The following is a 22,165-nucleotide window of genomic DNA, read 5'->3' as shown; positions in this document are numbered from 1 at the left end:
AATGGCTAGTTATTTAATACGATTGCTATTACCGCATAACCACAGGCACACGCTACGATTAAACCGTATTGATAACCCTAGAACGGGGTTATCAATACTTAACATCACTATCAATGCTTAAATCACTACAGCAAAAACACGCCATAGACCGCTACCGCAATAAAGGCTGATTTTGCCGCATGTTGCGCCCACACTTTTGTGGTTGGAATACAGCCAATCCCTACCCCAACGATATGAATAATGATTGAAGCGAGTAAAAACCCTTGCTGAAATAACCAAGGATTATTCAGACCGCCAATCTCACTGCCGTGAGCAAAACCATGCGCCAACGCAAAAAGCGTAATAGGTAAGGCAATGTACCCCAGACGCAAAGGTTTGTTTGGTACCAAAAGTAAGCCAAAGAACACCAAAGATAAGCCAATCAAAGATTCAAAATAAGGAAACGGCAGTTGCGCTCTGCCAAGCATAAAACCGACCATCATCAATACAATAAAATACAGAGGTACTCGCCAAAGAGCCTTACCCCCTAACCGAGAACTGGTAATACCGACACATAACATGGCAAATAAATGATCAAGCCCAAACAGCGGATGCAAAAAGCCTGCCTTAAAGCCACTACTCGCGACCAAATGCCCAGTATGAGCGTATGCAGGTACACTCAAACACAATAGAAACAAAACGAATGCGCGCATATATCGCTAACCTATACACAAATGAAAAATGAGGGTCATTGAAGAAGCAATTATCTTTATCAATGAAACGCAGACATGTTATAGCAGATTTTATCGCCCTAGCACGACAGGGATAAGTCGTTGTATCTGTTATGCCGTGGCGACTGCTCAATAACAAGGCAATTCCACACCACTGATTGCACAAACTCTCGCCAGATACAGTGAAAAGGCTTAGCCCCATATCGCATTTGCCACCACTTAGTGAGCCTTATCACACATTCAGCAAATGAATAGAAACTCACTAGTAATACAAAATACAATTTGTTACGGTTTTTACATTAAACCTTACATACATTAACAAATCCACAAATTTAACCCTTTAATTATTAAGGGTTTGCAGTATTTTGTCCCAACATGGAAGTTTGGTACATTTTGAAATTATCAACAGTTTCACCCTGCATAATAAAGATACGCCATAAGCAACGTGGGATCTCCCTTGTCGAATTTTCTATCGTCTTTAGCTTATTTTTCCTACTGCTATTTACTATTGTCGATTTTGCTCTGTTTGGTTACGTCAAACTCACCATGCAACATGCGGTTCGTGAAGGAGCTCGTTATGCCATTACGGGTCGAATAGATTCCGATCCTGACCAAGAAAATCCTTTGCGAGAAAACGCAGTCCTTACTGTCATAGAACACTCATCCATTGGCATATTAGAAAAAGTGATGGATATCAAAGATATTCGCGTTGAAGACGTTAATGGGCAAAGTGTTTCTGGTTTTGGCTCTCCGGGACAGTTGGTGTCTATCCATCTCGACTGTGAGTGGCACAGCCTTAGTCCCCTCATTATCCCTATTCTGACTGACGGTAAATACAAGTTTACGGTCAGTGCCACTATGAAAAACGAAGAATTTAACGAGCAAGTATAAAGCATGCAGATACGATTCTTTAAAAAGCAGTCCGGTTTAGCCGCCGTTGAAATGACCTTAATCACCCCTGTGTTGTTGTTACTATTGATGGCAATTTTTGAGTTCACACTCATTTTGCAAGCTAAGAATATTATTCTTAACTTGAGTCGAGAGGGGGCAAGCCTTATCTCACGCGCCAGCAGTTACACCGAAGAAACCGTGATGGACATTATTGCCAACAGCGCCACCCCACTGAATATGCCCCAAGATGGCACCATTATTATCAATCAAGTATCTAGACGTGATAACAATGACGGCGAATTTATCTATATATCGAGACAAGTAAAATGGATGGATTCGGCCATTTCGGCCACCAGCGCAGTCTGGGGCAATTGTCCCTCGTGGAGTGACGTCAATATTGATGACGATAACGAAAATGATGTGCAAGAGTGCAATCTTCCCGATAGTGACGCTCAGATCAAAATTGATGACTTTCCTACCGTCACCATTGATAACGCACAAACCTCAGTCATCCAAGATGGCGAGTCCACCTATATTGTCGAGGTGTATTACCGCTATACCCCTATTTCTAGTTTTTTACTGAGTAACGATTTCATCATCAGTGAGCGTACATACTTATAATGCAAGGAAGCAAAATGCATAAGCGTTGGATAAAGACCCTAACTCATCAAAAAGGCGCCATCTCATTATTTATGGTTATCTCGCTTCCTTTTATGATAATTTTGGCCGCTTTCACTATAGACACTGGTCGTGCTTATATTGCGAAAACGAAACTGTTTGCTGCAGTTGACGCGGCTGGAATTGCCGCCGCCAGAGTATCCTCGTTAGGTGAAGCCGCCGCAAAAAACGCCGCTCAACGCTATTTTCAGGTCAATTTCCCCAGTGATTATCTAGATACTTCCGCTTTTATTAAAACATGGAGTTTTAGTGTTGATGAATGGGGAAAAGTCACCGTTGATCTTACCGGTCAAGCCAATATGCCCACTATATTAGCCAAACTTGTGGGCATTGATACTTGGACGCTCACCGCTGAATCACAAACCACTCGTCGCACTGTTGATATCTCCTTGGTTGTGGATAATTCCAGTTCATTAAGTGGCGTATTTGATACAGTGAAAACCCGCTCTAAAGAGTTCCTGTCGCACTTTAACCCAACCTATGACAGAGTTGCAGTCACCAAATATGGTTATGGTGCACAAACCGTTGTCGCATTTGATCCTGACGTGCGCCAATACGATGCTGACGCGGTAGAAAAAGCCATCGATGACATGAGCTATAACAACAACTACACCAATACAGCCGAAGGTTTTTATCGAGGTTATGAGCAGTTTAGCGTCACTGGCTCGGCGTTACCCGCCAATTTAAAAGTGATTGTGCTGTTCACCGATGGTGCCCCCAATACCTTTAGCGCGAATTTTGATATAGATGGCGTAGATAATTTTGCTTCTATTTCCACAACAGGCTCAGCGGCGAAAGGCTTATGGGGTGCCAGCGAAATGGCCAGTCGTATTAGTTATAACATTTGGAACGATTACCAAAATAAATGGGTAACAAAAAGCGCAAGTAACAACTCTGAAGATATTTATCGCTATGTGAACATTTCATCTGATGACAGTTATGCCTCTTTTCCTCTATTAGGTGGACCTAGAGCAGGCAACCAGTCTTACGATGAAAATACACAAACAAGCAACTCTCACAAAAGCAAGTTTCAGCAATTAATTCGCGGTATCTCTCGGGATTTACCTGAAAAAATGGCGTATGCCGCGCGAGCTGATGACATCTATATTTTTACATTGGGACTGGGCAGCTCACTCACCAGTTCAATGGACATCAATGGCAGCAACGTTGGCACAGGTGAAGATATGCTCTACAGAATGGCAAATGATGCCCGAATGGGAGGCGCTAATGGCTATGATGCACTACTTTATCCGCAACTGCATTTTCAAGCCAATCAAACCCAAGGGCTGTATTGTTATGCAGAAGATGAACGCGATCTTGGGCCATGTTTTGACAAGATATTGGACTTTATTACTCGCCTGACTTTGTAATCTGAGAGCACAGCAACAATTAGGATAAATTAGACAAGTTACACGTTATAAACTTATTGATTCTATTGCTTTTTTGCCTTTGTTTTTTTGCTATTCTTAATCCTAAAAGGAATTGATGGCGACAGGATGAGAATTACCGATCTAAATTCACTGAATGTGTTTTTAACTTTGATGCAAACACACTCAACGCAACGCGCAGCCAAGAAATTGGGGCGTTCTCAATCGTATATATCAAAGGTACTGGCACAACTTCGCGAAGAGCTTGATGACCCCTTGTTCACGCGCAGTGCCGAAGGGCTTTCTCCCACCTCTTACGCGTTAAGTATTCAACCTAAGTTGCATCGCGCCATTGAACAATTGTCGCAATCGCTAGAGCCCGAAACCTTTTGCACCACCCATATTGATCGCATTGTGATTCACGGCCTAGAGCCAATGTTAATTCAATTTGGCAAATCTATCATTGAAGCCATTCGTCAAGAAACTGACGCAATCATTGAAATCCGTAATTGGACAAAGTTATCTGAAGGGATGATCTTAGATGAAGAGGTCGATTTAGGGCTGCACGTTTTAACCGATAAGCCTCAAAGCTTATATCAGAAAAAGCTCTACACCAGTTCAGGCATAGTCACCGGCAATGAAGACGGCGAATACATCAAATATATTGCACCAGGTGTCAACGAATATGAAAACCGTTTTCAGAGAGTTTTACCTGACGTGGAAGCCACCATTTTTGTCGACAACCATATGTTAATGAACAACTTAATGGGAATGGCTTATACAATGCGCCTCGCCAGCTACAGCCAAAATACTGACCTTCCTGAACTTGGCATCGACATTGCCATCATCCAAAAAACCTCTAAGAGAAAGTCGCCTAAAAACCTATGGCTAGAAAAACTCATCACGCGCTGTGTTCGAGAGCAGAATAATCATGACAAGTAATGATGAATGCTAAATAATGCAGCTTAAAAATAGTGATATGTAACACGTTACAAAATTCATCGGCAGTGATGATGGTCTAATAGTTTCAGAAGTCAACTCATGGGCTTCTACCAGAACTGATGGATCGCTAAACGAGTTATTGCGATTTTCAATGTTGCAGTTCTTCTTGCTACAACATACTAAATGATAGCTAACGCCTACTTAAACTATAAGTGACGTGTACAATATTTAAGTGCTAGCTAGTTCGGCACGCGCCCACTCTCGCAACTCAGATTTAAAGCGTGATTATGTAACAACCTTTTCTCGGATTCTATTCAGTGAATCAGTTACATGGTCAGGGTAATTACCCGTAAAATACTCAAATATTAATGGATTGCCAATGTAAAAATGAGAGCAAAACTCAACCCAGAAATTTACAGAAAACTCACCATTAAACTTAAATAATTTAATATTTTTTGCTTTAAGTGAGTTTAATGACTTACTGTCAAAGTTAAAGTCCATGTCAATTCTCTGATGGTATTCGTTGGGCAAGAAATGCTGAACAGCGCCGTCGAAATGTCTAAATGCTTTTTTATTAAGATCATATTCTGCATGAATATACCGGACAGGATGATAGGTTACACCATCTAGTTCAACTGTTACGTCTTCGTGTTTAAACTCTAAAGCCTGAAAGGTTCGAATATTACCTTTGCTACTCCATTTAACATCGAGAGAATAAGCATCGTTAAATATACTATTATTTAGCACTCTTTCTATATCAAGTGGTGGCCTTAATTTAGATATGCCGTCGGGAATGTTTTCTATATTTCTATCGAAAGGAGCTCCAAACCATGTGTCAGCCTCCATATAGAAAAATGATTCAGTATTGACCCTAACGTTATCAAAATCTAGCGCAATATAAGCATCAATGTTGTCGTCCTCTACTCGCCAAAATAGCTCTACAAATAAAGGAGCCCAGTTGTTTAAAAGAAACATCCCTCTTCTAAAGTATGGGTGAACCATTACTACAAAGTCATTCAATCCAATATAACCCGCCATTTGGTTTGAGGACTGCAACTTATCTTTAATAAAATTCCAAGAGACTAGCCCATCTTTATCCACTGGTAGATCAGGGTATATATCTTTAAGAATGTTTTTCCGTCGCGCTACGACACCTATTGTTTGAATATAATCGAAATCATCTTTAAGGACTGATATGTTGTGCTGTTCACAGTATAGCGAAAACTCTTGTATTCTTTGTCTATGCCTATCCAACTCAAACTCTTTTTCTTTTTGGGGTTGCTGAGAATTCATTTCTTTTTGATAAATTTCCATATTGATTACCACATAGCGACGGTGTACGCATAATCACAAAACATTTCTTATTAATCGACTTTCTCGTTTTCCTTCTAGCCTAACTTTCATTCAAACTACCATAAATCATTAAAAGATCATGCGTATACATCACATTTTCCAATCATCATTTAGGTAAAAACGAGCCTGCATGCAATCACTTTCAACCATGCTCATTATCTTAAGTTAATGTTGCATTTAATCTTATATTAACAATCACTTACTCGATATCTCATCGACCAAACGAGGTTGAATTCTAAACAAACTATCTCATTTTAAAACATAAACGAGATCGAACTATTAAACCAACAAGCACCTATCTGACTAGAAAAAGTATCTCGAAGCTTTACTATGCCTGTTCTACTTTCTGCGTAAAATGCTCAAAAGCCGTAATCTTTGAATAACCCTCAGAAATATATAGCTTTCTAGCCGTTTCATTATCAACAGCAGTTGCTAGTTTAACTGTTAGAGCATTTGTTTCTAAAGCATACCTTTTTACATGCTGTAATAGTGCTTTGCCCACCCCCTTTTTTCTTGCTGGTTCAGCAACAAATAGATCATTTAAATACCACATGCGCTTCATTGCGACTGAAGAAAAAGATGGATAAAGTTGAACAAAACCTAACAGTTTATCTTGATGATCGATTGCTAGGAAAATGACTGAATCTGAACAATTTATTCTTTCTTCAATAAAAGCTCTAGAACCAGATAAGTTAGGCTCTTGACCATAAAACTGACGATATAAATCAAATAGTTGAGCTATATCTTCAAAATAAGATTTATCTACTTTTTCTATTTTCAAAATGACACTCCTTATCAATTTGTGAGGAAAAACTATTACACTAAAACGACTAACAGCCGCTTTTCCTCTTACATAATGACGTCTTTCATTTACTAGTTCAACGCATAATCAATGACTTAGTCACTATGTAAAGTAATTAGATTGCTAAAATAAGCATGATTTTTAGATGAGTTGAATTCGGATAGTTTACTGTCTAGCAAACTCACCTTAATAAGGTTTGAATCGATACTGTGGCAGATTTACAGCTTTTCCAAGATAAAATGTTGAGTCCACAACCGTGTAGGGCCAGAACATCACGCATAATAGAGCGTTTCCAGTTCTTATTTGAAATAGATTTATTGGAAGGATTAAACTTTTTTACAAACAAAAAAATGAAAACCTGATGAGTCTCCTCATCAGGCTTTTTCGTTCTACTCGCTAAAAATTATAAAGCGGCAGGCTTATGGATAGTGAAGGTAAAGAACTGGCTTGTACCATTGTCATTATCGCTCACAACATAACCCGATGCTTGCTCGCTAGTTTGCTCAGCAACCGCAATAGATTCCGCTTTCGTGATCACCGGTTTGCCAGCATTTTGTATCAACTGGCTATATGGCGTAAGATCAAGACTCTCTTTATTGTTAAGTGCATCGATAGGTAGCACCCCAACAAAACTGCCTTGGATCTCACCATCATTCACGCTACTTGAATTATTACCTTCAACCGAAGCTGTATAAATCAAGCTGTTGCTACTTTGCCAAAAATCTGCACCAGATAAGCATGCTTGCACACCGTTGATGCTAGGCAATGTAATTTCCACAACATCCAATGAAGGAATATGATCGATCTTACCCTGCAGATAATTCAACATATCGGCAGTTTTCATTGTGAAGATTGCATTCTTACCTTCATTACCACGGTTGAAAATGTAAGTTTCATCTGCAGAATTCGCAATGCCTTCAATGTTTATTTTTTCTTCGTCTGTGAAACCCGCAGCACTGTGTAAATCAGTATAGAATTGAGACAGCGATAACTTGATGTTATCCCCGCCATCAGCTGGGATTAGATACGCATTTTCACGTAACACTTTTTTGCTGCCAGAACCAACCACAAAGTAATAAGGTTGATTGTTGTAATTTAGCAGCGTCATTGACTCGAAATCAGGTTTTGTTGCGTGAGCTACGCGATTGTCTTGATTGACTGGGAAGTTGTCAATAAGCGTTTTGCTATCAATAGAAAAGTCATCAGCCACATCAAATAACCATGGTGAGTCATCACCTGAAACAATAATTTTACTATTGTTTACCACCATTGCAGAACCAGAAGAGAGATTTGGGTTGATGGTGGAATTGCCGATCACAAAGTCAAATGACTCCGTTTGCGCTGGAGTTTGAGAGCAGCCACTAACGGCAATAGCTGCAGCAGTTAGAACACTTGCTACAACATAGTTTCTTGTTTTCATTTTAATCTTTACATCCTTGATATTTAAGGATTTTCACTATATACCCCGCAAGCAGTTCTTATAGGAATGGAAACAAAGATTGTGTAGATAACGGCATTTCAACATTGGGGTTTAAGATCTTTCCCTTGCTCAGCCACGCTGCATATCGATGGAATCAGTTGATGGGGTCAAGTCTTGAATTTTGCAAAGAAAGCACAGTTTCGATAAAAACCATGCTTTCTTTCAGTGCATCTACTTAATCTTAGATACTAACCATTACAATGAGTGTTACACCTTTAGAGGTTCAACATGCGATGACCTGTTATTACATGGCTGACAAGTAGGCTTTATACGCCTTTAACCGTACTGTCGCAGCGCCGATGATATCCATAAAGCCAAGCATTGGGTGCGGTTTTTCCGCTGACACCCAGCCAGAGCCTGTAGAACCAATTGGAATGTTATACCCTTGCGGCTCTTCAAATTCGATGACAATGGTACGCCCGTGGGAATTCATATTGTTACCTACGTGCTGTCTAACATGTTGGCTACCCTGACGTACTTGCACTTGCGCTTCACCAGTGCCGGTAGTCACGCTATGCACTCGCCCTCGGAAAATCTCCCCAGGATAGGCGTCCACATAGAACTCAGCAAATTGACCTTTTTTAATACCTCGATAGGTTTGATCTGGGATTCTCATCTCAACAAACTTTTTCTCTGTTGAATATAAGTGCATGTTACCAGTGCGAGTACCACTGGTAATGTTGGTGATCGACAACTGTCCATCAAATGGCGCACGCACTTCGCGGCGCTCATGTTCCCATTTGGCGGTCGCCATCTGAGCTTCAATATTCATGATCTGCGCATGTGCGGCGGCGATGTTCGCTTCTGCGGTTTCGATGCGCGTGCGAGTATCGTCTCTCTCCGACTCCTGGGCAAAATCTTTTAGCTTTTCTAAGCGCTGTAGAGTTTTTCTATCGTTTTGTTGTTGACGTCTCAAAGACAAAATTTCAGCTTCACTGGCCTTTTTCTGTGCCTGCAAGCTATCCATTTTGGATTCGGTATCTTCTGAGCGCAACGTGTATATGAGGTCGCCCTTTTTCACCATCTGGTTATGAGTGACATACACCTCATCCACTTCTTGGCCAAATAACGGGCTTAATACCGCATGTGGCGCCTTCACCGTAGTACTATCGGTTAAATCTGCTGGCGACCAAAAACGGTGCGCAACAAATAACGCGGTGGCAATCAACATGCCTGTGCCCACCATTAAGGTGGCATTGCGTAACGTCCATTTAATAAAGCCTATCTTGACTAAAATCCAACATATAAGAATGTAAGGCAACATAATCTCTTTCATTGCTTACTCTCCTGACTTTTCATTTTGCATTGACGTTTGTGCTTGTGCTTGTGCTTGTGTTTGCATTGAAGTTTGCGCAGGCATGTTCTTTGAGCTAGCCGTGCCGTTACGAATAATTTTGGAAATGGATTCACCAATCACATCCCAACGGGTAAAGGCGATGATGATAGCTAATACCCACCACGCTTTATTGATGAACAAACCACAAAGAGAAAGAGCAAATACGATTTGAGTATGCGCGCTCGACATATTCGAGGCTTTATGCACTGCAATTTCATGCAATTGCCACAATAAATACAGCACGTAAATGATCACAGAGACAGTGACGAAAAAGACAAACCCCATAAACACTTCTGAGTCTAATAATTTGACTATGTTCGGAAGCCCATTACTAAAATATTCTGCGGGTAAGTCCGTACCATGGATGGCACCTAGATGAGACAAAGCAACCGACGCTCCGCCGATAACGGCAAACACAATAATGGCTTTAACAATATAAGTAACAACAGACAGAGCGCTCCTTGCGAGTTTTCTCCCAAGACCGTCACTGGTAGGAGGTAAGGATGCATCAGACATTGATTTTCGCTTCTTAGTTGTGAGTTCCCAGTCATCTTAATAGAAGGATTCAATGATTGTGGAATATGCCATATTCCTAAAAAGTGCTAGGCAAAAAAAATCCCTTACATAAGTAAGGGATTTGAATCTCTAAAACGAGTTAAAAACATGGTCAAAACATAGCTAAAACACAGTTAAAACACAGTTAAAACATCGTTAAATCATAAACATAACCGCAAGTTGCGAGTGATGTTCTGATTAGTGAGTTACGTTAAGCTTGTAGAAAGTCGCTTGTGCGTAGTCGTCTGCATCGCCTGTTTTGTTTTGGTTGTAAACGCCCGCTTTAAAGTACATGTATTGACCGCCTTCACCGAAGCCACTCTCAGACATGTCGACTGTTTTAACAAGGTCTTTTTTACCATCACGCATGATAGTTACAGAAAGCTCGTTACCTTTAACTTGGATACGGTAGCTGAATTTCTCGTTAAGTTTGATACCGTCTGTAGGCTCTGTTGGTGTTGCATCTTGGTGCCAGTAATCAGGTAGTGAGTTACCGATGATGTTGTGCCAAGTTTCTTTACCAAACGCTTTACGTGGTTCGTGCGCAAAGTAGATAGAACCTGTTTCGTTTTGTGGCAATTTACGGTAGTACAAACGAATTGGTTCGTTGTTGTTTGAGTGGATTTGACCGATGATCACACGACCAACCTGCCAGTTTTTACCTGTAGTTGTTACGTGGTTAACGGCTAGAGTTGCTTCTAGAGTACCGTCAACACCGCCAGCTACTTTTTGGTCTGCTTGAGGAGCCGTTGAGAATACCCAGTTGTTACCGCCAACACCTTTCGTTTTGTATTGAGTGTTACCACGGCGAATCATTTCACGTAATTCTGAACGAGTATAAGTAGTGTTTTTAGATGTTTTTGCACCCTTCACTGGCGCTTTAAATACCATGCCACCATCTTCTGCCAAGTAGAAGTAATTCGCATCAGAGTAACCTGCTGCTAATTCTTTTTCTTTAATTTGGTCAGATTTGCCATCGCCATCAGAATCGATAGGCACACTTACTGTCCAACCTAGTAGGTCAAAGTTGTCTGAAGGTGCTTTAGTTTTTGGCGCATTGTTAGGTGCTACATTTGAACATGCAGTCATTGTCAGCGCAGCGACTAAGGCAACTGCACCGAAAACCGCTTTCTTGCCTTTAGAAGTACCCAATGTTTTTAAACTCATCATTGCATTTACACTCTATGTAATATTGTATTACCAAGAATGTTACCACTGATGTCAGGCTATGACCTCTTGTAAATCTGTGATTTGGATCATATTTTGAAGAGTAAAGCTAGCTATCAAACCCATACACATTCAAGTTTTAAATATTTACATTTCAATAAATAAGTAATTTGTATGATTAATATGCACATGCGTTATTTCATCGATTTACTCAATATTCGACATATTTAACGTTAAATGTGTTCCAAGGGCTATAAATTAGCCAATATATTGTCGGCTTTGATTATACTATTTAGTTTCTTAGGATCGGGACTGGATATAAAAATACAACAGCAATAAAAATCGCTATAATACCCGTCATCAACATCATGCTTATCAAGGGCTTTTATGACACAGTCAAACACACCTAATGTTCCAAATGATCCATCAGAACGTTTTAATCTTTTTTTTAAAGCGGCTGCAACCGATAAAAAAATCTGGTTGCTAATTGATGAGCACGGTAGCGTGATGCTCAATACCGAAGATGAGGAATGTGTTCCTGTCTGGCCATCCGAAGAACATGCATTGATGTGGGCTACCGGTGAATGGGAAGGTTTCACCGCCGAGCCTATCTCTATTGCCAAATGGAAAAGCCGTTGGACGCATGGCTTAGAAGATGACGAGCTTTCGTTGGTGGTTTTTCCTGATCAAGAAGGCGAAGGTATTGTGCTCTACCCAGATGAATTTGAAATGGAATTGACTAAACGCGAAGCTAAACTTAAAAAATAACCTCGCCTTTCCTCTTATACTAATACAACATCATTCTATAAATGCGCTTCATTATTAATAATGAGGCGCATTTTTATTTGTTTCTTTCTTGCATCACGATCGCATTTTTAATAACAACTGCATGCATGAGCTCACAGTTTCTATGACACTAATTTGACATAAAATATGACAAATCCGATGCTTTGCTTTTAATATTTTAATTAATTCAAAGTAATAATGAATAAAACACTCTTAGTTTTAGCCTTAGCCGCAATCATTAGCGGATGTGGCAGCAGTGACGATTCTTCTCAACCACCCGCTGTGGACCCAAACCCTCCCGGTGACGTTGATCCGACCCCACCAGATTCAGATGATGGTGATGATAACGACGACAATGATAATGACGACGGCAACGGCGGGGATAACGGCGGCGATAACGACAACGGAAGTGGCGACGAGGGCGATGATGACAGCAGTGAAGATCATATCGCGCCCTATGACCTCACAAAATTCCAACCAATCCTGTCTAACTCAGATCTGCAAATGTCCGATCCTGAAGGCGCCGAATCTAATAAAGAGAGCATTATAAAAGACGGTAACTTCCACGGTTACTTTGACGACTATTTTTACGCAGAGCAAAGCTCGCAAAATTTAGTATTCAAAATGTCTAATTACCTCATGCGCAGTGAAGTTCGCGAGCTAGAAAATTTTGACGTTGATGCCGAGGGCATTAAACGCACTTTATATGCAGAAGTCAGCCTTCCTAATATAGAGCAAGCCATGTCTAACTCTTCTTCAAGCAGAGACCAAGTGACATTCTTGCAAATCCATAACAAAGGCACCGCAAGTGATGGCACAGGCTACATCCCTCACCCATTGCTAAGAGTGGTGTACGAAACCGAACGTGATGGTAACTATGGCCATTATTGGGCGGTCATCAAAAATAACGCTGTTGATTGTAAAGGCGACGCTGCGATACCAGATGATGCTCGCTGTGACGACGCCTATGATCACATCGATCTTGGTGAAGCCAATACAGACCAATTTACCGAATTCCAATTAGCGATACAAAGCAGTCGTCTTTCTATTCGAGTAAATGGGATTGAAAAAGCGGATCTTGATATCGACTACTGGGCGCACCTACTAAGCTACTTTAAAGCCGGCGTTTATAACCAGTTTGAAAACGGTGAGTCTGAAGCTCACTTTAAATCTCTAAAAGTCATTGAACAGCAAGTGGATACCGACACCGAGACCACTTACCAATGGAACATCGACGAATGGAAAATCACCATTCCTGCCAGTAAAGACGATTGGTACGGCGAAGGTGGCAGTAGCGCAGCAGAACTGTTCCCTGCCCGTTGTGGTTATTCTGACCGAGATGAACTGGCTAACGATGAAGACATTTATCACGCCGATCAGGACATGACCTACTTCTCCGTGGAAAACGGTCGCATGCACTTTCGAGCAGATATGGGCTACGGTTCAACAACAGAAAACTCAAGCTACATTCGCTCCGAATTACGTGAACTTTATATGAGTGATGAAGACACCACTTGTAGCAGCAGTAATGAAGATTCTAGCTGGTATCTTGACGATGACAGAACTGGTGCATCTACGCACACGCTCAAAGCACTATTAAGAGTTGAAGAGCATCCCGATTTAAGCCAACCAAAAGTCATTTTGGGGCAAATACATGGCTGGAAAATCAGTCAGGCTTTAGTCAAGTTATTGTGGGAAGGTGATAATCGACCAGTGCGAGTCATTTTAAATGATGACTATGAAACCAATAACTCAAGCTGCGGTCATTGTGAACCGTTTAGTGTTGATTTGGGCACATATAAAACAGGAGAAGAATGGGGTTACACCATTCGCGCCAATCAAGAAGGTATCTATCTTGCAACCTATGATGCAGATGGCGGTAATTTGAAGTCGCATACCATCCCTTGGGGCGAAGAGTATGTCGATAATGACGGTGATAAAGTGGTTTTGTCTGCCGATTGGGCATCTCCAGATATCGCTTTTTACTTCAAAGCTGGCATATACCCGCAATTTTCACCTAATTATTCTGGTGAAATTTTCGACGTTAGCTTTAGTTACTTAGACATAGATCACTATTAGAAACACTCAAGTCGATCTTGATCGCACTTATTAATACATCTTTACATTTGTATTATTAAATTATGTATTATTTACAACACAGAACGAATGACGAACATCGTTCTATCTAGATTTAAAAGATATAGAAATCATCAAGTCGTATTTTCTATATCAAAAACAAATGCAGTTAGTAACTGTTTTATATTACAAATAATATCGTTGGTTTATACAACATTAGGTGAATGGTAAATGAAACATATATATCTAAAAAGCTTGTTAGCAACTTCTGTCTTATTAGCAGTAGGCTGTACTTCAGCACCTTCAGCTCCAAAATTTGACAACAACAAAGAGACAGGCGTAGCACTTCTTACTCCAGTTGCTATCACAGCAAGTAGCCACGATGGTAACGGTCCTGACCGTTTATTCGACCAAGACTTAACTACTCGTTGGTCTTCAGCTGGTGACGGCGAGTCAGCAACATTAGACTACGGTTCAGTTCACGAATTTGACGCAGTTCAAGCGGCATTCAGTAAAGGTAATGAGCGTCAAACTCGCTTTGATATCCAAGTATCTGTTGACGGTGAAAACTGGACAACTGTACTAAAAGACCAAATCAGTTCTGGTCAAGCAATTGGTTTAGAGCGCTTCCAGTTCGCACCAGCTGTTAAAGCACGTTACGTAAAATACGTAGGTCACGGTAACACTAAAAACGGTTGGAACAGTGTCACTGAACTAGCTGCTGTTAACTGTAACATCAACGCATGTCCTGCTAACCAAATCATTACTCCAGCAGTTGTTGCTGCAGAGAAGTCAATGATTGCTGAAATGAAAGCAGCAGAGAAAGCACGTAAAGAAGCACGTAAAGACCTTCGTAAAGGTAACTTCGGCGAAAAAGCAGTTTACCCTTGTGAAACTACAGTAACATGTCTACGTACTGAGCTTCCTCCAACACCTGCTCTACCAGCAACACCTCTAGCAGGTAATGCACCAAGTGAAAACTTTGACATGTCGTACTGGTACCTATCTCAACCATTCGACCATGACAAAAACGGCAAACCTGATGATGTTTCTGAGTGGGACCTAGCAAACGGTTACCAACACCCAGAAGTATTCTACACAGCTGACGACGGCGGCATGGTATTCCGCGCTTACGTTAAAGGTGTTCGTACTTCAGAAAACACTAAATACGCTCGTACTGAGCTACGTGAAATGCTACGTCGTGGTGACAAATCTATCCGTACTCAAGGCGTGAACAAAAACAACTGGGTATTCTCAAGTGCTCCAGAAGCTGACCTAAAAGCAGCTGGCGGCATCGATGGTGTTCTAAACGCAACACTGAAAATCGACCACGCTACTACTACTGGTAATGCTAACGAAGTAGGTCGCTTTATCATTGGTCAAATCCACGATAAAAACGATGAGCCAATTCGTCTTTACTACCGTAAACTTCCAAACCAAGCAACTGGTGCGGTTTACTTTGCTCACGAAAGCCAAGGCGCAACTAAAGAAGATTTCTACCCTCTAGTGGGTGATATGACTGCTGAAGTTGGTGATACTGGTATTGCTCTAGGTGAAGTGTTCAGCTACCAAATCAAAGTTGTGGGTAACACTATGACTGTTACTCTATCTCGTGAAGGCCATGACGACGTAGTTCAAGTTGTTGACATGACTAACAGTGGTTACGACGAAGGCGGCCGTTACATGTACTTCAAAGCCGGTGTTTACAACCAAAACATCAGCGGCGACCTAGATGATTACGCTCAAGCTACTTTCTACAAACTTGACGCATCTCACGACCAATACAAAGCTAAATAATATTTATCTTCGTATAATCTGAAATATTAATGCCGCTCACAATGTGAGCGGCATTTTTTTATTCTATCCACACTAAATAATATACAAGCCTTTTCACGGTCCAAGGTTTAATAATCAAACCTCAAATCACAGATAACTATCTGTGTGGTTATATACAGGAATCGATATTCATATTTCATTGGCTATTTACGTATTATATTTCTTACAATTAACCGTGATAACAGCCATATTATATCTCAATCCCAATATGGCGGATTTCCATAAAACTGAGCAATATAATCAATAAACACGCGCACTTTGGGAGCTAATTGTTTTGAACTGGGGTAAACAACCCAAATGGCAGAGTCATCCACTAATGGATAATCCGCTAACACTTGCACTAGACGCCCATCATTTAAATGTTCATACGCAATCCAAGTGGCGCACATGGCAATCCCCATGCCATTTACCGCAGCATCACGCACCGCTTCCCCATGATCCACCTTGATTTTTCCTTTTACTTTGACGCTAACAGGACCATCGCTTTGTTGAAAAACCCAAGATTCTAGCCCTGCATGATTGATGCACATATGTTGGTATAGATCGGATGGCGTTTGTGGCGTGCCATGTTCAGCAATATAGTCAGGAGATGCGCACATAATGCGTTTGTCGGTGGCGATTTTTTTCGCTATCAATGTTGAGTCTTTCAATTCGGCATTGCGAATAGCTAAATCAAACCCTCCATCAATGAGATCAATCATGGAATCCGTTAAACGAATATCAACTGCTAAGTCAGGATACTGTGCTAAAAACCCTTTTAACGGCGAAATTAAGTGCATTCGGCCAAAAGAAGCAGGAGCTGCAATCCTCAATGTGCCTTTTGGGCATGCTTTACCTGAGCCAACTGTAGCTTGCGCAGCATCAACATTGTCGATAATTTCTTGAGCATAAGGCAGTAAGTTTTGCCCTTCTTCGGTCAAAGATACTTTACGAGTTGTACGATGAATTAGACGAGCACCTATGCTTTGTTCAAGTTTACTGATGTGCATACTGGCAACAGGTGCGGATAAGCCCAACTCCTTACCTGCAAGACTGATGTTGTGAGTAGAGGCGATCCGCACGAACAATCTGAGATGATCGATATTCATTTAAGCTAATCTCTTAATTTCAATTTATTATTAGCAGTATAGTGATGAATACTAGTGATAAGCACCCTTAGGCGCAAATCAGTTTTAAGTTTTTATTAATAATCAAAAGCACCTATTGTTTAGTATGATTAAAACTTAACACACCCTAATTTGCGGAGAGTCGCTCATGAAAAAAACCATTCTAATAACAGGTTCAACCGATGGCATTGGCTTTGAAACCGCTAAAAAGCTAGTGGCGGATGGACATAATGTGTTGATTCATGGTCGTAACAAGCAAAAAGTGACTAAAGTACAAGCGGCATTATCCGCATTATCAGGCGCTGGTAATGTTGAAAGTTATCTTGGCGATCTTTCTAATCTTGAAGACACAAAGGCGCTCGCAAACGCCATTAAGCAAAAACATCAACACCTGGACGTGCTCATCAACAATGCTGGCGTTTATAACGTACCAACAATTACCACTTCAGAAAATTTGGACACTCGTTTTGTGGTAAACACCATAGCGCCATACCTATTAACTCAATCACTTTTGAACCTGTTTGACCAAACAGGGCGTATCGTAAACCTCTCTTCTGCCGCACAAGCACCCGTTAATCTAAACGCTTTAGTCAGTGCTGACGCACACGAAAGCGATGGTGCTGTATACGCTCAAAGCAAATTAGCCATTACTATGTGGTCAGCTGATCTTGCGCTTAAATTAAAAGAGCGTGGGCCTAGCGTTGTCGCAGTCAATCCAGCCTCATTCCTTGGCAGTAAATTGGTAAAAGAAGCGTATGGCGTTGCGGGCAATGATCTGAGTATTGGCGCAGATATTTTGTATCGCGCCGCCCTATCAGAGGAGTTTGCTAACGCATCAGGTTTGTATTTTGACAATGATATTGGTCGCTTCGCATCACCTCATCCACATGCCAGTGACACTCAAAAAAATGCACAATTGGTCGCGGTAATTGAAAAACTTTTAACCGATAGATTAAAGTAATCTCCTACTCATATTACAAAAACAACGAGCCTAGCTTTGCCCCGCACCTTTGCCCTGTATAGCTAGGCTTTTTCTATCCACTGCATCATTAATAAACCTTATTATTAATAAATTCTTAATTCTGATTAAGGATAAATCGCCATTATCAATCCCGTGCCACACAGTTAAGCTTACCCACCTCAACAATCACTAAAATCTAAAAAGGCTTAACATGCATTACGAAGGTAAAATCTATCGCCCTTGGATGGAAGCTGACAGTATTCTCATTCAAACCACCCTAGGTTGCAGCAATAATCAATGCACCTTTTGCACTATGTTCGATGACAAACGATTCAAAGTTCGTGAACTTGAAGACATATTCAAAGACATTGCCGAGGCTCGTCGCCTATACCCTAAAGTGGAATCCATCTTCTTAATTGATGGTAATGTCATGGCAATGCGCACCGAAAAGTTAATCGCGATTCTCGATCAAATAAAGGTGACCTTTCCTGAGCTTAAAAACTTAGCTCTGTATTCGGGATTCAATGACTTTCGCCGCAAGAGCATTTCTGAATTAAAAGAGATCCGCTCTGCCGGGTTAACTACCGCCTACTCTGGCCTTGAATCGGGTGACCCTATTGTGCTGGAACGCATTAAAAAAGGAATGACCCGTGAACATGCGATTAAAGGCATGGAACTGGCAAGAGAAGCAGATATTAAAGTATTAGCGTCATTCATTTTTGGTCTAGGTGGCCGTGAGCGTTCAAAAGAACATGCGATCAACACCACCAGCTTGCTGAACATCATGCGCCCTGATGCAATTGCACCTATGGCGCTGGCCATTCAACCGGGCAGTGAATTAGAGCAAGAACTGCATAATGGGCAATTTAGTCTACCCAGCCCATTACAAATTTTGGAAGAAGAAAAATACCTATTGGAAAATATGGATGATTTCCCTTGTTTCTATTGGGGCGATCACGGCAACAATATCGCTAGCATGCGTGGTGAGTGGCCTGCCGCCCGCCAACCGTTTTTGGAGCATATTAACAAGCACATTAGCTTAAACCCGATGACCAAGAAAAACGTCATTGAGACCTATGCTTGGTAGACGAGATTTAAAGTCCAATTATTGAAATGGTGTTTCTTACGGATGAAGGAACACCAAAAACTTAGGTTATTTATCCACTTATAATTTAGCTGTATAAATAAGCAAAATCATAGTGTTTTTAATTGATTTCTTTAACAAAATGATACTCACCAGAATTAACATTAATTTCTTTTATGCCATCTTTTTTATTCAAAATAATTGTATAAGACGCTCCATACCTTAAACTACCTGATGAGACTGTTATTCCACCAGTGATAGTACACACATCAGTTAAAGTAGCCCTACCATTAAAACCAAGTTCATATGGAGCGTAATTATTAAAACTCTTATTAAAGCCATTTATATGCATCGAAGTATAACCCTCACAAGAGTCATGCATCCCAGATATTTGACTATTGGATTCTTTGTTGCTGGCAGAAGCATAAGGATATGCATTTATGAGACCAGAACCGAAACCATTTTGCCATGTATTTTTAGATTGATGATCTGCAAAAGACATATAATCTACATTCAACATCTCTGCACTATATTTAAACCTAATAGAGCCATCTACTAATATTTTTTGCGTATTCGTATCAACGATATCAACTGAGATAGAAAGCCCATCTGTATCATTAAATGGTTGATATTTTGAAGAACCAAACAGCATATTAAGCTGATATCCTTTATCTACGTCTATATATTTAGCTTCATTACGGTTTCTTTCACTGAAAACATAATTTGGTAAAAATGATTCAACGATACCTACAAATGAGGTTTCTGAAGGATTTAACGTAACCATTGGTGAAACTATTTTTGATTGAGATAACGGAACTAGAGGACTAACTTTGGTAACTGGCAATGACTTAATCACAGATGTACTAGTGTTGGATTCAGGTGATTTTGTTTCTTGTGATGTACTATGTTTTGAAGAACTGCCCCCTTCGCTACCGCATGCAACTACATTAAAACTTAAAAGAATCACACAAAACCACTTAAAGAACATAACTAATACTCTGAATCTATAATTAAACTGCACGAATAATCGCATACAATTAGCTATATGAATTGTTGAAATGTGAATTTTCAAATATATTCAATACAAAGCAAACAACTTTAATTGACTGTTATAGTCAAAAGTTATTTAAAAACCAGATCTTATATTCAAAAGATACATGTAATTCTTAATATATACTTTCCTTATATCAGATATAATTAAAGCATTTCATCTCGTACCTTATATTTACGGAAACACAATGATCTTACATTTAGCTTCAAATACTTTGTTGAGTACTGATGGAAGTAAAATCAAACAGTTCTCTTGCCCCCTAGAAAAAAACTGGGAACAATTGTCATGGACAAAGAGTGAGTTTAAGAGATTTTGTAGTTCTTGCGATAAGCATGTAATTGATTTAACAACATTTACTGAAGAACAGATAATCGCGATATTTAAAATCGACCCCGATGCATGCGCTTACATAGACTTTCGCCATAGTGTCAATGACATTAGGTTTATCAGTACAACTAAAACTCATGAGCAAGAATCAAATATTTGTGGCGAAACAAACAGAGATAACCTGCTAGTAATTAACACTGCAAGGGACGTTGAATCAATTAATAGAGCCGTCAAACTAGGTTATAAAGTAATCATAAAACCTACAGTCTATGACGAATGTTTTGGTGAAAAAGTGATTATAAAACAAGACGAAGATAGCGGAGAATATATTATTCAGAGCTATGATCTTCGTTCTCTAGATGCATATACGAACCTATCATCTACATTGCAAGCTAATCTAAACTCATCACCTTTTGCGGCATACCTAATCCCTAAAGATCTGCCAAAAAACACTAAGGTATTCATGCCAGACCTCATTGAACATACTGTCGCAGACAAATGGCAGGGGAATGAATATAGAAAAAAATCAAGTGAAGGTATATGGGACGGAGAAGAAATTATTATCGAAAAAACAATGGTTTTTGAACTGTTAGGTTAAATGTCTTTAATAACACATATTTTCATTATGAACTGGTAAATATTCACCAGTTCATAATCACAACTAAATTCACTACATCAGCTTGGCTTTAATCGCGCGTATCTGCATAAGTAATAGCAGTGCGGGTTTCTAGCACTCGAAGCTCATCCCCTACTTCAATCACACCCTCATTGAGTGCAATCAAATTCATGCCAAAGAAAATCGCCCCTTTTTCGTCGGCTCTAAATTTAGCTAAGGTTGCAGTGGGCTCTTGGGCAGCCATTTTTTCGCCTGTCGTTGGATCAACTGAGGTTAATACGCAGCGCTGACATGCCTTGCCTACTTTAAATTCTACCTCGCCAATGGCGATTTTTTCCCAGCTGTCTTCGGCAAAAGGTGGTACACCCTCTATCACCAAGTTGGTGCGAAACTGCGACATTGATTGTGGATGTGAAGCACTGCGGTTTAACTCATCCAGAGAACCTTGAGAGATCACCAATAACGGATAGCCGTCGGCAAAGCTGACTTTAGTTGCCAGTTTTTCACGATAGCGATTAGATTCTTCACCGCAATACAATAGCAATGCTGGCGTACCTAATACGTTACTAAACCACTGGTTAGCGGTGTCTGTGGTGGTATAAGCGAAAAAGCGATCGCTCCAGATTTTACATTCGAACTCGTTACGTTCCAGATCTGATATAGACAAATGCAGGTCTTGTGCATTGGGAGCACTCAGCAAAATACCATCTGGCAGTAGCGTGCTTTTAATCGTCACCATCTTAGGGTACTTACGTGCGGTAATCATGCGACCCGCCGTATCAGTCACCACAAAACGACGGTCAAAACTGATTCCTTCTAAACCAACATAAGCTCTGGATTGTGCAATGCCAGATGTTGATTTTACCGGAAATATATTAATACCCGATAATTGAGCTAAATCCTTCACTTTATACCTCTAACTCTCTCAATGTTAATGCAATCTTATTGCATTTTCGCTATCATTTGCCCGCATTTAAGTAATCGTTTGCTTGGCGTGATAACCATACCACATTCTCGGTTTCTTCTTATACCAATCACACT

General features: G+C 40.4%; 20 protein-coding genes. 10 read left to right on the top strand and 10 right to left on the bottom strand.

The genetic code is table 11. From position 1 onward, the window contains the following. Positions 1-125 precede the first annotated feature (125 nt). Positions 126-692 (bottom strand): HupE/UreJ family protein, encoded by a 567-nt coding sequence (locus tag VHA01S_RS08590; RefSeq protein WP_023403970.1) that lies wholly within the window; start codon positions 690-692, stop codon positions 126-128. 411 nt (positions 693-1,103) lie between these two features. On the opposite strand from VHA01S_RS08590, the gene VHA01S_RS08585 reads away from it, so the two are divergent. From VHA01S_RS08585 to VHA01S_RS08570, 4 genes are all read left to right on the top strand, one after another. Beyond that, the gene (locus tag VHA01S_RS08585; RefSeq protein ID WP_240432772.1) at positions 1,104-1,601 is read left to right on the top strand and encodes a TadE/TadG family type IV pilus assembly protein; all 498 of its coding nucleotides are present in this window, start codon (positions 1,104-1,106) and stop codon (positions 1,599-1,601) included. A gap of 3 nt (positions 1,602-1,604) precedes the next feature. Further along, positions 1,605-2,222 (top strand): TadE/TadG family type IV pilus assembly protein, encoded by a 618-nt coding sequence (locus VHA01S_RS08580; RefSeq protein WP_023403968.1) that lies wholly within the window; start codon positions 1,605-1,607, stop codon positions 2,220-2,222. Between the two features lie 14 nt (positions 2,223-2,236). Then, on the top strand, positions 2,237-3,649 hold the full coding sequence (locus tag VHA01S_RS08575) for a TadE/TadG family type IV pilus assembly protein (RefSeq protein WP_023403967.1): 1,413 nt from the start codon (positions 2,237-2,239) through the stop codon (positions 3,647-3,649). Positions 3,650-3,775: 126 nt separating this feature from the next. Next, positions 3,776-4,588 (top strand): LysR family transcriptional regulator, encoded by an 813-nt coding sequence (locus VHA01S_RS08570; protein ID WP_023403966.1) that lies wholly within the window; start codon positions 3,776-3,778, stop codon positions 4,586-4,588. A gap of 285 nt (positions 4,589-4,873) precedes the next feature. On the opposite strand, the gene VHA01S_RS08565 is transcribed toward VHA01S_RS08570, so the two are convergent. The 6 genes from VHA01S_RS08565 to VHA01S_RS08540 all read right to left on the bottom strand — a co-directional run bounded on the left by VHA01S_RS08565 (position 4,874) and on the right by VHA01S_RS08540 (position 11,284). After that, the gene (locus VHA01S_RS08565) at positions 4,874-5,902 is read right to left on the bottom strand and encodes a hypothetical protein (RefSeq protein ID WP_023403965.1); all 1,029 of its coding nucleotides are present in this window, start codon (positions 5,900-5,902) and stop codon (positions 4,874-4,876) included. 367 nt (positions 5,903-6,269) lie between these two features. Beyond that, a complete protein-coding gene (locus tag VHA01S_RS08560) occupies positions 6,270-6,722 on the bottom strand; it encodes a GNAT family N-acetyltransferase (RefSeq protein WP_023403964.1) in 453 nt (150 codons plus the stop codon). Positions 6,723-7,146: 424 nt separating this feature from the next. Then, positions 7,147-8,163: a DUF6929 family protein gene (locus VHA01S_RS08555; RefSeq protein ID WP_023403963.1), complete on the bottom strand. Its 1,017-nt coding sequence runs from the start codon at positions 8,161-8,163 to the stop codon at positions 7,147-7,149. A 304-nt stretch (positions 8,164-8,467) separates the two neighbouring features. After that, the gene (locus tag VHA01S_RS08550; RefSeq protein WP_023403962.1) at positions 8,468-9,499 is read right to left on the bottom strand and encodes an HlyD family secretion protein; all 1,032 of its coding nucleotides are present in this window, start codon (positions 9,497-9,499) and stop codon (positions 8,468-8,470) included. Between the two features lie 3 nt (positions 9,500-9,502). Next, positions 9,503-10,075 (bottom strand): hypothetical protein, encoded by a 573-nt coding sequence (locus tag VHA01S_RS08545; protein ID WP_023403961.1) that lies wholly within the window; start codon positions 10,073-10,075, stop codon positions 9,503-9,505. 237 nt (positions 10,076-10,312) lie between these two features. Then, positions 10,313-11,284: a polysaccharide lyase family 7 protein gene (locus VHA01S_RS08540; protein ID WP_023403960.1), complete on the bottom strand. Its 972-nt coding sequence runs from the start codon at positions 11,282-11,284 to the stop codon at positions 10,313-10,315. 384 nt (positions 11,285-11,668) lie between these two features. On the opposite strand from VHA01S_RS08540, the gene VHA01S_RS08535 reads away from it, so the two are divergent. From VHA01S_RS08535 to VHA01S_RS08525, 3 genes are all read left to right on the top strand, one after another. Further along, positions 11,669-12,049 carry a DUF2750 domain-containing protein gene (locus tag VHA01S_RS08535; protein ID WP_023403959.1) on the top strand — a complete coding sequence of 127 codons (381 nt, stop codon included), beginning with the start codon at positions 11,669-11,671 and terminating at the stop codon, positions 12,047-12,049. A gap of 216 nt (positions 12,050-12,265) precedes the next feature. Next, on the top strand, positions 12,266-14,146 hold the full coding sequence (locus VHA01S_RS08530; protein ID WP_023403958.1) for a polysaccharide lyase family 7 protein: 1,881 nt from the start codon (positions 12,266-12,268) through the stop codon (positions 14,144-14,146). Positions 14,147-14,374: 228 nt separating this feature from the next. Next, positions 14,375-15,940 carry a polysaccharide lyase family 7 protein gene (locus VHA01S_RS08525; RefSeq protein WP_023403957.1) on the top strand — a complete coding sequence of 522 codons (1,566 nt, stop codon included), beginning with the start codon at positions 14,375-14,377 and terminating at the stop codon, positions 15,938-15,940. A 236-nt stretch (positions 15,941-16,176) separates the two neighbouring features. On the opposite strand, the gene VHA01S_RS08520 is transcribed toward VHA01S_RS08525, so the two are convergent. After that, entirely contained in the window at positions 16,177-17,067 is an 891-nt protein-coding gene (locus VHA01S_RS08520) for a LysR family transcriptional regulator (protein ID WP_023403956.1), read from the bottom strand. Between the two features lie 166 nt (positions 17,068-17,233). Here VHA01S_RS08520 and VHA01S_RS08515 point away from each other — a divergent pair, with 166 nt between their 5' ends. Both VHA01S_RS08515 and VHA01S_RS08510 read left to right on the top strand, forming a co-directional pair. After that, the gene (locus VHA01S_RS08515) at positions 17,234-18,046 is read left to right on the top strand and encodes an SDR family NAD(P)-dependent oxidoreductase (protein WP_023403955.1); all 813 of its coding nucleotides are present in this window, start codon (positions 17,234-17,236) and stop codon (positions 18,044-18,046) included. Positions 18,047-18,257: 211 nt separating this feature from the next. Next, positions 18,258-19,133, top strand: coding sequence for a radical SAM protein (locus tag VHA01S_RS08510; protein WP_023403954.1), 876 nt, complete (start codon positions 18,258-18,260; stop codon positions 19,131-19,133). Between the two features lie 118 nt (positions 19,134-19,251). Here the strand turns inward: VHA01S_RS08510 and VHA01S_RS08505 are convergent, their stop codons facing one another. Then, the gene (locus tag VHA01S_RS08505; RefSeq protein WP_023403953.1) at positions 19,252-20,118 is read right to left on the bottom strand and encodes a hypothetical protein; all 867 of its coding nucleotides are present in this window, start codon (positions 20,116-20,118) and stop codon (positions 19,252-19,254) included. A 250-nt stretch (positions 20,119-20,368) separates the two neighbouring features. On the opposite strand from VHA01S_RS08505, the gene VHA01S_RS08500 reads away from it, so the two are divergent. Then, entirely contained in the window at positions 20,369-21,106 is a 738-nt protein-coding gene (locus VHA01S_RS08500) for a hypothetical protein (protein ID WP_023403952.1), read from the top strand. A gap of 88 nt (positions 21,107-21,194) precedes the next feature. Here VHA01S_RS08500 and VHA01S_RS08495 read toward each other — a convergent pair whose 3' ends face one another. Beyond that, positions 21,195-22,031 (bottom strand): MOSC domain-containing protein, encoded by an 837-nt coding sequence (locus VHA01S_RS08495; protein WP_023403951.1) that lies wholly within the window; start codon positions 22,029-22,031, stop codon positions 21,195-21,197. Positions 22,032-22,165: the final 134 nt, after the last annotated feature.

The sequence above is a fragment of the Vibrio halioticoli NBRC 102217 genome (assembly GCF_000496695.1).
GTDB lineage: Bacteria > Pseudomonadota > Gammaproteobacteria > Enterobacterales > Vibrionaceae > Vibrio > Vibrio halioticoli.
The sequence above is the reverse complement of the archived record's forward strand: the minus strand, read 5'-3'. Positions and strand labels throughout refer to the sequence as shown.